The organism is Psychrobacter luti (genome assembly GCF_014192115.1).
Classification (GTDB): domain Bacteria; phylum Pseudomonadota; class Gammaproteobacteria; order Pseudomonadales; family Moraxellaceae; genus Psychrobacter; species Psychrobacter luti.
The window spans coordinates 19,489-34,026 of record NZ_JACHXL010000009.1 but is presented as its reverse complement, the minus strand read 5'-3'; the positions used below and the strand labels follow the sequence as shown (position 1 = coordinate 34,026).

General features: G+C 43.0%; 11 protein-coding genes. 6 read left to right on the top strand and 5 right to left on the bottom strand.

Annotation, left to right across the window (positions count from 1 at the left end; genetic code table 11):
• Window positions 1-159: 159 nt before the first annotated feature.
• The 3 genes from FHS24_RS12005 to dapC form a co-directional block, all read right to left on the bottom strand.
• On the bottom strand, window positions 160-765 hold the full coding sequence (locus FHS24_RS12005) for a 3'-5' exonuclease (RefSeq protein WP_183621358.1): 606 nt from the start codon (window positions 763-765) through the stop codon (window positions 160-162).
• A gap of 73 nt (window positions 766-838) precedes the next feature.
• Window positions 839-2,923 (bottom strand): DUF294 nucleotidyltransferase-like domain-containing protein, encoded by a 2,085-nt coding sequence (locus FHS24_RS12000; protein ID WP_183621357.1) that lies wholly within the window; start codon window positions 2,921-2,923, stop codon window positions 839-841.
• A 419-nt stretch (window positions 2,924-3,342) separates the two neighbouring features.
• The gene (gene dapC, locus FHS24_RS11995; RefSeq protein ID WP_183621356.1) at window positions 3,343-4,590 is read right to left on the bottom strand and encodes a succinyldiaminopimelate transaminase; all 1,248 of its coding nucleotides are present in this window, start codon (window positions 4,588-4,590) and stop codon (window positions 3,343-3,345) included.
• Between the two features lie 294 nt (window positions 4,591-4,884).
• Here dapC and FHS24_RS11990 point away from each other — a divergent pair, with 294 nt between their 5' ends.
• Complete coding sequence (locus tag FHS24_RS11990; RefSeq protein WP_183621355.1) at window positions 4,885-5,550, top strand: hypothetical protein; 666 nt, start codon at window positions 4,885-4,887, stop codon at window positions 5,548-5,550.
• Between the two features lie 214 nt (window positions 5,551-5,764).
• Here FHS24_RS11990 and glnD read toward each other — a convergent pair whose 3' ends face one another.
• Both glnD and map read right to left on the bottom strand, forming a co-directional pair.
• On the bottom strand, window positions 5,765-8,530 hold the full coding sequence (gene glnD / locus FHS24_RS11985) for a [protein-PII] uridylyltransferase (RefSeq protein WP_183621354.1): 2,766 nt from the start codon (window positions 8,528-8,530) through the stop codon (window positions 5,765-5,767).
• A gap of 195 nt (window positions 8,531-8,725) precedes the next feature.
• Window positions 8,726-9,517, bottom strand: coding sequence for a type I methionyl aminopeptidase (gene map, locus FHS24_RS11980; RefSeq protein WP_406947795.1), 792 nt, complete (start codon window positions 9,515-9,517; stop codon window positions 8,726-8,728).
• A 359-nt stretch (window positions 9,518-9,876) separates the two neighbouring features.
• Between map and FHS24_RS11975 the strand changes: the two genes are divergently transcribed.
• The 5 genes from FHS24_RS11975 to FHS24_RS11955 all read left to right on the top strand — a co-directional run bounded on the left by FHS24_RS11975 (window position 9,877) and on the right by FHS24_RS11955 (window position 14,511).
• The gene (locus FHS24_RS11975) at window positions 9,877-10,947 is read left to right on the top strand and encodes a lipase family alpha/beta hydrolase (RefSeq protein ID WP_183621352.1); all 1,071 of its coding nucleotides are present in this window, start codon (window positions 9,877-9,879) and stop codon (window positions 10,945-10,947) included.
• Between the two features lie 172 nt (window positions 10,948-11,119).
• The gene (locus tag FHS24_RS11970) at window positions 11,120-12,226 is read left to right on the top strand and encodes a lipase secretion chaperone (RefSeq protein ID WP_183621351.1); all 1,107 of its coding nucleotides are present in this window, start codon (window positions 11,120-11,122) and stop codon (window positions 12,224-12,226) included.
• A gap of 351 nt (window positions 12,227-12,577) precedes the next feature.
• Window positions 12,578-13,066, top strand: a complete 489-nt coding sequence (locus tag FHS24_RS11965) for an META domain-containing protein (RefSeq protein WP_183621350.1) — start codon at window positions 12,578-12,580, stop codon at window positions 13,064-13,066.
• Between the two features lie 253 nt (window positions 13,067-13,319).
• On the top strand, window positions 13,320-14,312 hold the full coding sequence (locus tag FHS24_RS11960; protein WP_183621349.1) for a PD40 domain-containing protein: 993 nt from the start codon (window positions 13,320-13,322) through the stop codon (window positions 14,310-14,312).
• A 28-nt stretch (window positions 14,313-14,340) separates the two neighbouring features.
• Window positions 14,341-14,511, top strand: a complete 171-nt coding sequence (locus FHS24_RS11955) for a DUF2256 domain-containing protein (protein WP_021813321.1) — start codon at window positions 14,341-14,343, stop codon at window positions 14,509-14,511.
• Window positions 14,512-14,538 lie beyond the last annotated feature (27 nt).

Sequence of the window (14,538 nt, the reverse complement as noted above, 5' to 3'; positions counted from 1 at the left end):
GCGTAGGTACAGCCTTTGCATAAATGCAGCGTACGGCTAAAATTTGTACAGAGGCTTAGAGGTAATGGTTTGATAAATTTTGAGTTAAGAATTATAAAAATTATAAATGATAGTGCTTAATGTTTTTTCTAAGCGCTTATTACTTGTCAGTTATCAATTCTAACGCATATGCAAAAACGCCATCGCAGTCATAATGGCATCATTATAAGCATCATGAATGCCAAGCTCAGGAATCTCATAATGCGCTAAAATCTTGGTCAAATGCTGCGATTGATTGGGATCGCCCTGAGCAAGATTGCCCATGCGTCGACTGTATAACAACCGCACATCAATGACCTTATTTGGTAACGTCGTGCCCATATAGCGCTTAACCAAAGGATTTAAAAAACCTGTGTCTATCTGTGGGCAAAACCCAACTATCGGTCGATTATCGATAAAGGGCAGCAGTAAAGCGAGCATCTCATCGTAGCTCATACCCTGCTCGACATCAGCGGTACGTAAGCCATGAATCACAATGGTATCACGGTCAGGCATGACAGGCGGCCGGCAAACCAGATGCAGACCATTACCCGTATCGATGTTATCGCTATTGATATGAATCGCGGCGACAGACAGCAAATGATGCTTTTTTGGATTGAGACCCGTCATCTCGCAGTCAATTGCTACCCATTTATTAGCTAAAGGTTTATCAAACATAGATGCCAGTTCTGGGCGCTGCAAATGTGTTTTTTGCCAATGAGAAGATAATTGTTTTAGCCAACTCATTTTATTTTTGCTCCCTTTTTTTATTTACTGGCTGACTGAATGGTTCTGAATGAATGATCCTCATTAAATACTTCTAACCAAATTCCAGTTGATAATGCCGACTGAGCTGACCTTTAAAGCTTTTGACCACGGCCAAACACTCTTTTAATAAATCTCGCTCAAGGGCAGATAAAGTTGTCGGATCAACGTGCCGAGCATACTTATCATCTGTCAATAGGGCAACGGACAAACGCTGCGCCATAAAGAACTCTAACGCCTCAAGCAAGGTATCAGCCCGCTGTTGGGTCAAAGCCCGGGCTTGCACCAAGGCTTTTAGCCGTCCTTTACTGCTAGGCGCATCAAAAATATCGTTTTCTAATGCCAAAGTACGAATACCATGCACCAAAGGAAAGATACCGGCTTTTTTAAGGTCAATATCATAAGAGCTAGGTTTGCCGCTAAGTAGCGGGACAAACTTTTGCCACCATTGACCGACATCGCCAAACTGCAGTGCGGCACGGGCAAACTGGCGTACAAACATCAGATCTGACTGGCGGTGAGCAATTTTTAAATGTTCGCGGACATGGGTTAGCAGCGACTCATCGCCGCAGACATACTCGCCATCTAATATCGCCGACAGATAAATACTGTGTATCGGGTCAGTATTTCTGAACCATAAGCCAATCTGCGCTTCAAACTGCTTAAGCGGTTGCCGCCACACCGGATTGGTCATCATGATATTACCATCGCAAAGCGGATATCCCAATGCGGCTAAATGATTATTAAAGGTTTCGGCGAGCTGGGCCAAATCAGGATGGGTATAACCATCACGGATAATCAATGCATTATCTTGGTCGGTACGCATGATTTGCTCACCGCGACCCTCGGAACCCATGACGATAACGCAAGTATTTTTCATTACTTCATCAGGTACGATAAGTTGCCACAGCTTGGTAAAAACTTGCGCGTTAAGCGTTTGTACCATGCGACTGACGTTACCTATTTTTACCCCGTTTTGATGCTGCGCACGAATATAACGCCCAATAAGCTCAACGGCAGTATCTAAGCTTGGCAAGTCTTTTGCTTTTTCAATTTGAATACTAATCAGTTGTGAATGATGCCCAATATGGGCGAGCATATCGCTTTGCCCAAGTACGCCTGCGACTTCACCATTGCTATCAATTACCGGCAGCCTATGGATACGGTAGCGCGTCATGGTCAATAGCGCATCGCCAATCTCATCATGAGCATCGATAGTACGCAGATTAAAGCTCGCATAACGCTGGCAAGGCGTTGTCGCAGGATTTTGCTGGTCGCTCACCGCACGGCAGATATCGGTGTCGGTTAAAATACCCAACGTACGACCAGAGTAAACCTTAGGAGCTTGCAAACGGCCATTATCACTGTCTAAGTTACTATTTAAATCGCTATCTAAATCATTATCTAATGTGTGCTTGTGTGCTTGTGTTTTACTTTGGCTTAATTGGTTGAGCGGTCGCACCAACACATGCTTAAGCCCTTCCTTAGTCATGATATGCGCAGCGTCGTATAGGCTGCTGGTGGCGTCAATGATATGCACCGGCAATAAGCGGACATCAATCACCGGCTGCATCATAATCTGCTGCACTTCTTGCTGCTCATTATAACCATGGTAGTTAGCGGTAATTAAGCTCTGGCTGCTACGCCGCTGCTGCAATGCTTTTAGTCGTTCAGGTAAATCTTCTGATAGTAATTGGCGCACTAGATGATTTTGCGCACTGATTTTATCAATAGTCGCGCCATTGACTTGTAGCAGCAGCGTGTCTTCGATAGCTCGAAACTGGTAGGGCGATATCGGGTTTTTACTTGCAGGCTCAGCACTACTAAGAAATGCATTACTTGACTCGCTGCTTTCTGGTAAATCAACTTCTACAAGCAATTTTGGTAAACGCCGACTGTCAAACCAATCGTTACTATTAAGATGTTCGGTATGATTGCTGCCTAAATAAGCCGCGACAAAATCGCCATCAAGCAGTTGCTCAATTTGTCCTTTGAGTACCACATAAAAGTATTGCAAGCCGTCCGCAGGCAAGCACTCATCTTTAGCAAGATAACGAACTTGGGTGTTTTTTTTGATACTTTGGCGTTCAGCCGCGCTCAATACATCAAAGGGCGGCTGGGTAAAATCAAGATGGGGCATGGCATCATCCTTGATGGCATATTTATTAAGAAGTTTAATAAGAAAGGTTTTACAGTTTTACTGATACTAAATAATAAAGAAACTGAGTAGCGTTATTTTTACTATAGCATTGTTTGATAAGCAGCATAGTAAGAAACCGCCAATAACCATTATTATATTGTGGTTATTGGCGGTTTCTTAGTAATATAGTAATAATTAGAATTGATTCGTTCTATATTGAATCCAATATAAAAAGAGGTAGGTTCAGAATAGTGTTCTGCTGGTACAAATTTTCCTCGCTTGCTGTGTGCTTCGCACTCCAGAGACTTCAAAAAATTTATCCCAGCAGTAATGTTTTCTTTTTAAATAGAATCGACTATAGCGCTTAGCGTTTCAACTGTCTTTCAACAAGCTTTTAAGCTTATTTTTAAGATGAGTTCTTAAGCGTTAAGCAGCTTACGAATGCGACTGATGGCTTCGCGGCTTTCATCAACGCTGGCAACTAAGGCAATGCGTACATAACCTTGCCCTGGGTTTTCTCCATTAACCTCGCGTGATAAGTAGCGCCCAGCGAGTGCGTGAATATTTGCTTGTTCGTACAAGGCTTTGACAAAGATTTCATCATCGCCCTTAAACTGCTCAGGCACTTTTATCCAGAAGTAAAAACCTGCCTCCGGCATGCGTAAATCAAGTAATTCACCAAGCTCCGACATCCATAAGGCAAATTTTTCTTGATAGAGAGCCCGATTATGCGCCACGTGCTTTTCATCTTCCCAAGCAGCGATGGAAGCAAGCTGATGCGGTATCGGCATCGCGCAGCCTTGATAAGTGCGATATTGCAGATAAGGCTGCAAAATATTGGCGTCACCCGCCACAAAGCCCGAACGTAAACCGGGCAAGTTTGAACGCTTAGATAAAGAGTGAAATACCACGCAGTTTTTAAAATCATGGCGACCAAGTGCGGCACAAGCTTGCAATAGACCTATCGGCGCACTATCAAAATACAGCTCGCTATAACACTCGTCACTGGCAATGATAAAGCTGTATTGGTCTGATAAACGCAATAGGTACTCCCAATCGTCCATGGTCATCACTGAGCCAGTTGGATTGTTCGGACTACAGACAAACAATAACTGCGTACGCGTCCAGACGTCTTTTGGTACGGCGCGGTAGTTACCTTTAAAATCGTTATCAATGGTACAAGGCATAAAGTACGGCGTTGCTTGTGCCAGTATCGCTGCGCCCTCGTATATCTGATAAAACGGATTGGGCATAACAATTATAGGTGGTTGCGCCGGTTTTGTACTGGCTGGCTGATTGGTAGTGGCTTCGGATAATTCGGTTTGTGGATGGTCAACCACTGCTTGCACCAAGCTAAAAATCGCCTCGCGTGTACCCATGACTGGCAATATTTGGCTATGCGGATCGAGATGATTTAAAAAGAAGCGCTTCTCTAGCCAATGAGCGATGGTTTGGCGCAGCTCGAACAGCCCATTGGTGGTTGGATATTGGCCTATTTTGTCCAAGTTTTCGCGTAGTACGTCCAACACAAATGCGGGTGGCTCATGTTTTGGCTCGCCAATACCCAGCTTAATTTCACTGTGGTTATGGGCTGGCGTACTATTCGCAAGTAAAGTCGCCATCTTAGCGAACGGATAAGGATGCAGAGTCGTTAAGTTGTGATTCATAAGTAGGCTAACTATAATAGACAATTAATAATAAAGTTATAAAGAAAAATTACATTTGAGCAGTGTAGCACTTCTCTTATTTTTTGTCTTTTTCTTCTCATGCTTATCATTGTCCATCTAAAGCAGCCTCTTAAAGCGATTTAAGTAGGTGCTTTCTGAATGAGAACGAGATTTTAGTCTAGTCAATTTTTATCACGCTGTTAATTATAGATAACATTGAGCAGGCGTAACTTATTAACCAAGCAAAAAATAACTGTCCGCATCAACGGCAGATTATTTTAAGGATACTTTGATATGTCTAGTGTTTTACAAACTGATGAGCGCAGCGCTAAAGATATCAATGACAAAGGTTTTGATGGGAATCAGCGTGCGGAGCTGTACGCGCAATTAAAGCAACGCGAGCATGTATGGTGGCAAGCGCGGCAGAAGCTGACGTTGTTAAAAGAAAGGCAGATGTTTTGGTTTGGCGATAACAGCTTTATGATGTGGCTGCTTTGGCAATTGGTCAGCTATGTCGTTGTGGCGATGGTACTGATGTTGCTAATCAAGCTGTTAGATATTTCATTGCCTTTATGGCAGTACATTGGCTTATTTGCCATACAGACCCTGATTTTTATCGGGATGCTTTATTCTAAAAGTCGATTTGCCAACCATTTGCAAAGTAAAATCAATCAAGTAGATATATTACGTGAAGAGTTACTTAATGAGATGACGATTTTGGCCGCAGATAGCCTATATCGTGATGTGCATGCCAAGGCACCAATTTCTTTACGGCAAATCTATGAATATTACGATGGAGAGTTTCGTTTGGCAAGCTTGCAGCGCTTATTACAAGAAGAAGTGCAGGCTGGGCGCTTAATACTGGGGCAGCAGCTAAAAGCGGAAACACTGCCTTTAGAGCTTGCTGATGATGAGCTAAAAGAAAATGCCAGTGAGATAATTTATAAAAGTGTGTTATAGAGTATAGAGATAGGTTGTCTATAACTTCATTGATTGGATAATCTGCTCTAAAATATACATCGTCTTTGTATGAATTAGGTTTTATCTTAAAAAAACGCTTGATAGTGATTAACTATTAAGCGTTTTTTGTCAGTATTTAACGGTTAGGCTTTTACCTTTTTAATGATAAATATTTAAGCTCAAAGAAAACATAAATAAAGCATCTAAATATAAATTAAGCCTCGTTGCGAATGCTAAGACTTTCTATTAATGTCGCTTTTAACGTCTCAAGTTTATCAGCCGATAATGCTAAATCGTCTTGATCGCTGATATAAAACATATCTTCTGCGCGCTCGCCTAACGTGGTAATGCGCGCGGCATGCACCTCAATCTTTTGTTGTAAAAATACTTGTCCGACGCGGGCAAGTAAGCCTGGTTGATCAAGCGTTTCTAAACTCATGATATGCTGGTTTGAGGCTTCATTAAACTCAAAGTTAATTGTCGTTGCCACATCGAAATTTCGCAGCTGACGTGGAATCTTGCGATGTGTAAGCTTAGGAACGGTTGGGTTTTTAAAAGCATCGATTAAGCGCTGCTTGAGTTCTTGTTGGCTGTCGATATCGACCAATAGCGTACCGCTGCGATCGAGGAGCACGTAGGAATCCAAGGCAAAATCACGGGTGGCGGTAATAATGCGCGCATCCAATACATCTAAGTTCATCTGATCAAAGACTGCCATAGTAACGGCAAATAAATTGACCTGATCTTGGGTATAAACAAACACCTGCACCGCATCCAATGCCAGCTCACGATGCTCACGCAATACTACTAGTGGCGTGCTATCGGCATCAGAGGCGCGACCAAGGGGCGGATGGTTTAAGATAGCTTCGGTATGCCATAAGATATCCTCTGCAATCTCGCGCAAGAAATACTCATCGCCTAAGTCATCCCACAGCCTTAAGACCTCATCGCGATTCATATGCTGATTGTCAACATTATCAAGCATAGCCAGTGCTTGTTTGCGCGTGGCACTAATCATATCTTGACGGTTGGTCGGCGCGTCGATATCGGCGCGTAAGATGCGCCGCGTTTGTGAATACAACTGTTTCATCAAGGTCGCACGCCAGCTGTTCCAAAGCTGTGGATTGGTGGCATTCATATCAGCAACCGTCAGGACATATAGATGGTTTAGATGGGTAACGTTACCGACTAAATCTGCAAACAGCGTCACCACTTCTGGATCTGAGATGTCCTTTTTCTGTGCCGTCATCGACATCAGCAGATGATAGCGGGTCAGCCAGCCGACCAAATGCGCGTCTGCAGTACTCATACCATGGGCAAGACAAAACTCAATTGATTCCGTTTCGCCAAGTAGGCTATGGTTGCCGCCACGACCTTTGGCGATATCATGGAACATCGCCGCCAACACCAAAATCTCTTTGCGCTCGATACGTTGGAAGATAGAACTAACTAGCGGAAATTCTTCAGAAAAACGCGGGTCAGTAAAACGGTGCAAAATACGAATTAAAAATAAAGTATGCGCATCGACCGTATAGCGGTGAAATAAGTCGTACTGCATTAGCCCCGTTACTTGGGCAAAAGCAGGAATGTAGCTGCCCAAAACGCCGTAACGATTCATGGTGCGCAGACGATGAAATAGGTAGTTTTGCTCTTTTAAATTGGCTAAAAAAAGCGCTTGATGTGTCGGGTTGTCTCTATAAACCTGATCAATACCGCGAGCCGCTATTTTTAGCGCGCGCAGGGTATGGGTACGGACATTTTTGATGCCGTATTGACCCATGAGTAAAAACATCTCTAAAATCGCCTCAGGATGCTGAGCAAATACGCGATGATGCGACATCGCGATTTGTTCGCCAACTTGATTGAAGCGGGCGTTGATAGGATGTTTTTTTGGCCGTTCTTCATCCGGCAATTGCGGCTCTATAATCGTCTCATAATAATGATTGGTCAGCATCTCAGATAGCGTCGATATCTGCATGGCGCAGCGATAATAATCACGCATAAAGCGCTCGACGGCAGCATTAGGCTGATCATCCGGCTGTGTCTCATAACCCATTAACTGGGCGATTTCACGCTGATAATCAAACAATAGCTTGTTTTCATTGCGTCCGGTCAGCTCATGTAAATAATGGCGTATTTGCCATAAATAGCCTTCGGCGAAATTTAACTCATCAAACTCTTTTTCCGTCAAAAAGTTTTGTTGTACCAAGTCATAAAGCTTACTGACCCGAAAGTAGCGCTTGGTCACCCAACCAATAATATGAATATCACGCAGACCACCGGGCGCATTTTTGATATTGGGCTCAAGATTATACTCAGTGGCGTTGTGCTGTAAGTAACGCGCTTTTGCTTCAGCGATTTTTACCTCATAAAAATCACGTGGCGACCATTGGGTATTGACAATTTTATGTGGTACTTCTTGCAGCTCGTCATTGCCGATTAACAGCCGAGCTTCTAACAGGGTACTAGCAATAGTATGATCTTGTGCTGCCTCCAAACATTCGCTGACGCTGCGTACTGATAGGGCAGGCTCCAATCCGATATCCCACAGTAGAGCCACCAAGTTATCAATTTTCTCACTACTATCAGCCGTAATCTCATTTGGCGTCAGCAGTAAAATATCGACATCGGAATATAGTGACAGCTCACCACGTCCATAGCCGCCAGTGGCAAACAATGCTAAATCGGTCTTATCAAGCTCAAACCAGTTAAATAAAGCAATCAGTAAGTCATCGATAACACAGGCGCGCGCCGTGACCAATTGGCGAATATTGACACCGCGTTCGAGCGCGCGGCTGATATCGTCATTGATTTGCAGCAGCCACGCAGGAAGCGGGGCTAGTGATATATTCGTTGCATTGTTGGTGTCATCTGCTAACGGCGAAACGGTTGCCGTACTATTGGCTGAGAGAGTCGCGCTATTAGTTGAAAGTAAAGGCATGGGTGTTAAGTCAATGGCCGCGACATCACAATTAAACATGAGTGTTATCCAGTTAAAAATTTGCAAATAAGGGTACTAAAACGAACGTGTTACTAAGAGTGTTAATGGTGCTGTAATCGAAATTAGCATTAGAAATACCATTAAAAATATCAAAATAAATATCAATAAGTAGCATGGTCAATATGCCTGAATTATAAGGCAAAAAAAAGACCGCCTAGGCGATCTTTTATGATATTACTGGGTCAAAAAGCTTAAATCTTCTTCGGGGCGAGTAGTAAACACCTCACAGCCATTGTCCGTTACCACCATGGTGTGTTCCCACTGCGCCGACAACTTGCGGTCTTTGGTGATTGCTGTCCATTCATCCGGTAGAATCTTGGTCTGCCATTTACCTTCGTTAATCATCGGCTCAATGGTAAAAGTCATGCCCGTTTTTAGCTCAAAACCCGTGCCTTTTTTACCATAATGCATCACTTGCGGCTCGTGATGGAATTCATTACTGATACCGTGACCACAGAACTCGCGCACGATACTAAAGCGTTCGGGTTCGACTACTGCTTGGATAGCTGCGCCGACATCACCCAAGCGCGCGCCGTTTTTGACCACACTCATACCAGCATAAAGGGCTTCTTGTGCCACTTTGCAAATACGCTGCGCCATGATAGAGCCATTGCCAACAATCCACATTTTTGAGGTGTCGCCGTAATAGCCGTCTTTAATGACGGTGACATCGATATTGATGATATCGCCATCTTTAAGCAGCTTATTTTCAGTTGGAATACCATGACACACCACGTGGTTAACTGAGGTGCAGATAGATTTTGGGAAGCCGTTATAGTTAAGGGGCGCAGGAATCGCTTCTTGCACATTAACGATATAGTCATGGGCGATTTGGTTTAATGCTTCAGTGCTTATACCTACTCTAACGTGCTCGTCGAGCATCACAAGCACATCGCTCGCAAGTTTACCGGCCACGCGCATTTTTTCTATGGCTTCCGGAGATTGGATAAGGGATTTTTTAGTCATCATCGTCGTACTTATAGTTATAGAATTTGGGTTGTCAATTATACCATAAATGTAGTAGGGGCTGTTTTTCTAAGTGTTTAGCAAGTATATAGGCATACTTCGAATCCACGCAATATAGTGATATCAATCGTCTCAGCGTGTTTATATGCATGAATGTGACTATAAAGTCATCGAAATAAAGCTGAAATGTAAAAAAGCGGTTGAATGTTGGCAATTATAGAAGTATTGTAATTTTGTTTGCTAAATGAATGGGCAATGGTTTTTAGCGCTTGGTGCAGGCCGCAATAGCTAAGTGTTATAAGACAAGTCCGATAAAGAACCTCTTTAAGACTTCTTTTTACAATAACAAGGATGTTGTTATGACTCTCAAAAATCGTCTTCGCGTGGCGCTTACGCCCAGCGTATTTGTCTCCTCACTTGGTGCTATCGGTGCCGGTGTGCTCCTAATGGCTTTACAAACTACCTCTGCTCAAGCGGCTGGACAGTATTATAACTGTGCCAATGCCACGGGCTGTAAGATGGTCGATAGCAAGTATTTCACCTCAAACCATACCGATACCAAATACCCTATCGTAATGGCGCATGGGCTGGTCGGATTTACCAAGCTACTGGGTATCGACTACTTTTATGGTATCCCGCAAACCCTCATGAGCGGCGGCTCAGAAGTCTATGCTACCAAAACCTCTTCTTTTAATGACAGTCGGGTACGCGGTGAGCAGCTACTACAACAAGTAAAAACCATTAGTGCGATTTCCGGCAGCCCTAAAGTGAATTTAATTGGTCATAGTCATGGCGGCCATGATATTCGTTATGTCGCTGCCGTTGAGCCAAAATACGTGGCGTCAGTGACGGCGGTTGCCAGTCCAGAGCAAGGGGCAGCATTAGCCGATTGGGTGGTTGAGCAGATTGATAATGACAGAGTCAATGGCGAGTACAATATCGCTACCAAAGCCGCGCTTAGCTTGTTTGGCTTCTTAGGTAACTTCATGGATTTGAACGCCGGTATCCCTATCGATAAGCTGCAAGAACAAGACGGATTTGGTGCAGTTACGGCGCTAACTACTGACTATATGGTCGACTTTAACCGTGAGTTCCCTGCTGCCATGCCATCAAGCTATTGTGGACAACCAAAAGACACTAAAGTAAACGGCATCAACTACTATTCATTCAGTGGTGTTGGTCAAGTGACCAATATCTTAGACCCTATAGATTATGTGCTATTAGCGACATCACAAGTGTTTAAAAATGACCCAAATGATGGGTTGGTTTCCGCTTGCTCGAGCCGCCTAGGTTATGTCATCCGAGATGATTACAAAATGAACCATATGGATTCGGTCAATCAACTATTAGGCTTAGTTGCATGGGGACAACCTAACCCTAAAACTGTCTATCGTGATCAGGTTAACCGTTTAAAAAATGCCAATTTATAAAGCCAATTTAAAAAGCTAGCTTCTAAATCTAGTTATTAGGATTTGAATATAAATTAGCAAATTAACTGCTTTTATCTAAAAGGGTCACTACTTAACTGGCCCTTTTATTTTGTCCCATTTTATAGATAGTAACTTCCTATTAAATCGATTCATTAAATAAGATATTGTCGTTATGTCAAATAATCGTCGTTCGCCATTTTTGCTCATTATTATTGCTGTGATAATCGTTTTAGTCGTTGCGATTATTTGGTGGTTTAAGCCTGATAATGCTAGTAAATCTTCTTCTCAGACAGATTCTACGACGCTGAATAGCCAAGCTAATACCAGCTTTACAGACGAAGCGAATTCTAATAATAATGTTGGCGCATTATCTAAGCAAGACGCTTCTCAATTTACGACAGGTCTTGAGAATTTACCGCGCTCCTTACAAGGAACGGATGTCGATGGTGAGATTATCATTGATGAAAATAAACAGCTAGTCGTCACCGAAGGGCTACGGCGCTTATTTGATTATTTCTTATCAGCGCTAGGTGAAGAGGATGAAGCGGTTATTTATGCGCGGGTGGAGAGTTATATCCGCAGTCATACGCCAGAGCCTGCCGCCAGCCAAGCAGTGACGATATTTGACCAATATGTGGCCTATCTTAAAGCGATTCCTGCTATAGAAAGCCGTTATGGCAATCTACAATTACAAGCAACAAAGAGTGGCGAGTTAGATTTAAATGTGGTGACGCAGCAGCAGCAAGATGTCGCCAAATTGCGCCAGCAGCACTTTTCTAAAGAAACCATTAAAGCCTTTTTTGGTGCAGAGGATGAGTATGATGACTATAGTCTTGCGATGGTGAAAATCAATCAAGATAAACAGCTGTCTGATGCGCAAAGAGAAGCGGCTAGACAGGATTACATCAGCCGTATGCCTGATAATGCGACCAAAGCCAATATCACTCAGCAGGCAAATTTAGATGAGTTAATCAGTCGTACAGAACAGATGCAAGCCAAGGGCGCGACGGCTGAAGAATTATACAGTATGCGACGTGAATTGGTTGGCGCGCCAGCAGCAGCAAGGCTTGCCCAAGTCGATCAGCAAGATACTAATTTTGATCAGCGTTTTAAGCAGTATCAAACACAAAAACAGCGCTTATTGAGTGAAAATGCAGATAAAGTGCAAGCGCAAACTCAGATTAATCAGATCGAGCAGCAACTGTTTAGTGAAGCTGAACGCAAGCGTCTGACAGGTTATGCCGCTCTACAGCAGCAAAAAGCTGCCGAGATGAATTAACGAAAGAGACTGGCGACCAGTATCTAATTAGGGGTGAATAAACAGACGTCAATATGGTTTGATAAGCCTTTAAATAGAAAATAGTTGCTTAAGCATAAAACAAAAGATTGTCTGCTAACAGTTAGTAGAAAGCTTAGCAAGGGATGTTAGCAAAAATACTGTAGAGTGGAACAAATGTCGCGGTAACCGATACCCAATCTATAATGACAGTCAGCTATCGTTTGTGCATAATAGCGCCATTGTTTAGGTTAATGAAGAAAACAATAAATCAATCATAATAAAAATCAATACTTAAAATAAAAGATGATGACTATTTTTTTATTTTAAATTTTAACCATTATAGGAACCAATATGAAAAACATGACTAAAATGATGATGGCTGCAACCCTTGCTGTTGGTACATTGGCTGCGGGTTGTCAGACTGCCCCTACCGTTGCTGCACCAGTGACTCAACCAATTACTGCTAATGCGTTACAAGCGTATGACTGGCAGCTTGTTGATGCTAAGCGCACCAATGGTCAAAAAGTTAGCCAGCTGTTCTTTGATCCAAGCAAACCATTAACGCTAAAATTCTTTAAAGACGGTACGACCAACCGTGTAACCTTTGCTAATACTTGTAATAACATGGGCGCTAGTTATAGCGTGGTAAATGGCAATGTTGTATTAGGTAATGTCATGTCGACTATGATGGCATGCCCTGAGCCACAAGCAAGTTTTGATACAGCAACGATGGCGACGGTACAAGGTAAATATAGCATCAGCAACAATGCGAATAATACACCTATCCTAACCATTACAAATAGCAATCAAGTTGCTCATTTCAAAGCGGTTTCTAAATAAAGCAGTCTTTAAATAACTGGTTTATTTAATAGATAATTATTAAATAGAAGTGTTCAAATTCTAATATAAATAATGCCTCACTCATCAGTGGGGCATTTTTTTATCTAAAATTTGCCATGGTTTACGCTACACTGTCATGAGCTGATAAAACAAGTATTCAGGCAGCTATGATGTTTTTATGCTATTAATTTCTCCACCTTATTTATTAAGATTCTCAGCACGCAATAATCAACATTTTATTGGACGTCATCTTATGTTAAAAATCTTTGTATTAAAGTCATCCTTCGATATACGTACGATAAGTAGCATCACGGCAATAACGGCTTTTAGTTTGTTAATGGGTTGTCAGACGTTGCCGAGCACGATGTCTAAAATGCCTACTGATATGAGTGCAAGCAATCCACTGACGGCGCGCATGCCAGCAATAGATGGGCAAGGGCGCATTGCTTATGTCGAGGAACAAGGATTTGGCGCGGCAAAGATATCGACGCTTTATAGCATTCGTCCTGATGGCAGCGACCGCCAATTAATTGATCAGCTCAATGGTTATATTTATGCGCCAGCGTGGTCAGCCGACGGTCAGATGTTGGCCTACAGTAAACAAGCCGCGCGCCAGCATCCAAAAATTTATCTTTATGACCGCAAAAGCAATACGAAAAATTTAATCGTAGATGTAGAAGGCAGTAATTTATCAGCGTCATTTTCGCCTGATGGGAAAAAGCTGCTCTATAGCTCAACGGTTGGTGGCAATGCCGATATCTATGAGATGCGCCTAAGTGACGGTAATACGAGACAGCTCACTACCTTGCCTAGCACCGAAGTACAGCCAAGCTACGCTGCCGATGGGCAAAGCTTTGTCTATACCAGTGATAAGGTCCGCGCTGGTCGCCCAAGTATTTATCGTTATAACTTTGCTACCAGTAATGCTGCGCTAATACCGACAGCAGGCTATGCCGCCAGTCCGCAACTAAGTTTGGACGGTCAGCGTTTGGCATACCTCAATGGTCGTAAGGCGGCGGTAATGACGCTCGCCACAGGGCAAGTTCTTAATCTAGCAGAAACCGGGCTGGATGAGCCCGCGCGTTTATCACCTTCTGCACAGTATGCTGTCTATCCTACCAAGCTTTCGCAAGTAAGCAGTCAAAATGGCGGCAGCTTAGTTATTCATTCATTATCTGGGAATACCAGTTATGCGATTAGCAGTAAAACGGGCGGGGTAGTGCGCTCACCTATTTGGGGTCGTTAAACGTTTTTTTAATCTAAAGGTAAATATCATGGCGCACAAAAAGAAGAACGTCCGCAAAAAAGAATGTCCAGTCTGCGAGCGCGAGTTTAGCTGGACTAAAAAGCTAGATAAAAACTGGGAAAGTATGGTCTATTGCTCAGACCAATGTCGCCGTATTAAAAAATATGAGGGTCTAGATCATCAAAAAGAAGATAAATAGGCGTTAATAGTCATTTAGAGGTATAAG

Bases quoted from the DNA above. Each gene is read 5' to 3' on its own strand.
- FHS24_RS12005 (WP_183621358.1), bottom strand. From the start codon at position 765: ATGAGTTGGCTAAAACAATTATCTTCTCATTGGCAAAAAACACATTTG.
- FHS24_RS12000 (WP_183621357.1), bottom strand. From the start codon at position 2,923: ATGCCCCATCTTGATTTTACCCAGCCGCCCTTTGATGTATTGAGCGCG.
- dapC (WP_183621356.1), bottom strand. From the start codon at position 4,590: ATGAATCACAACTTAACGACTCTGCATCCTTATCCGTTCGCTAAGATG.
- FHS24_RS11990 (WP_183621355.1), top strand. From the start codon at position 4,885: ATGTCTAGTGTTTTACAAACTGATGAGCGCAGCGCTAAAGATATCAAT.
- glnD (WP_183621354.1), bottom strand. From the start codon at position 8,530: ATGTTTAATTGTGATGTCGCGGCCATTGACTTAACACCCATGCCTTTA.
- map (WP_406947795.1), bottom strand. From the start codon at position 9,517: ATGACTAAAAAATCCCTTATCCAATCTCCGGAAGCCATAGAAAAAATG.
- FHS24_RS11975 (WP_183621352.1), top strand. From the start codon at position 9,877: ATGACTCTCAAAAATCGTCTTCGCGTGGCGCTTACGCCCAGCGTATTT.
- FHS24_RS11970 (WP_183621351.1), top strand. From the start codon at position 11,120: ATGTCAAATAATCGTCGTTCGCCATTTTTGCTCATTATTATTGCTGTG.
- FHS24_RS11965 (WP_183621350.1), top strand. From the start codon at position 12,578: ATGAAAAACATGACTAAAATGATGATGGCTGCAACCCTTGCTGTTGGT.
- FHS24_RS11960 (WP_183621349.1), top strand. From the start codon at position 13,320: ATGTTAAAAATCTTTGTATTAAAGTCATCCTTCGATATACGTACGATA.
- FHS24_RS11955 (WP_021813321.1), top strand. From the start codon at position 14,341: ATGGCGCACAAAAAGAAGAACGTCCGCAAAAAAGAATGTCCAGTCTGC.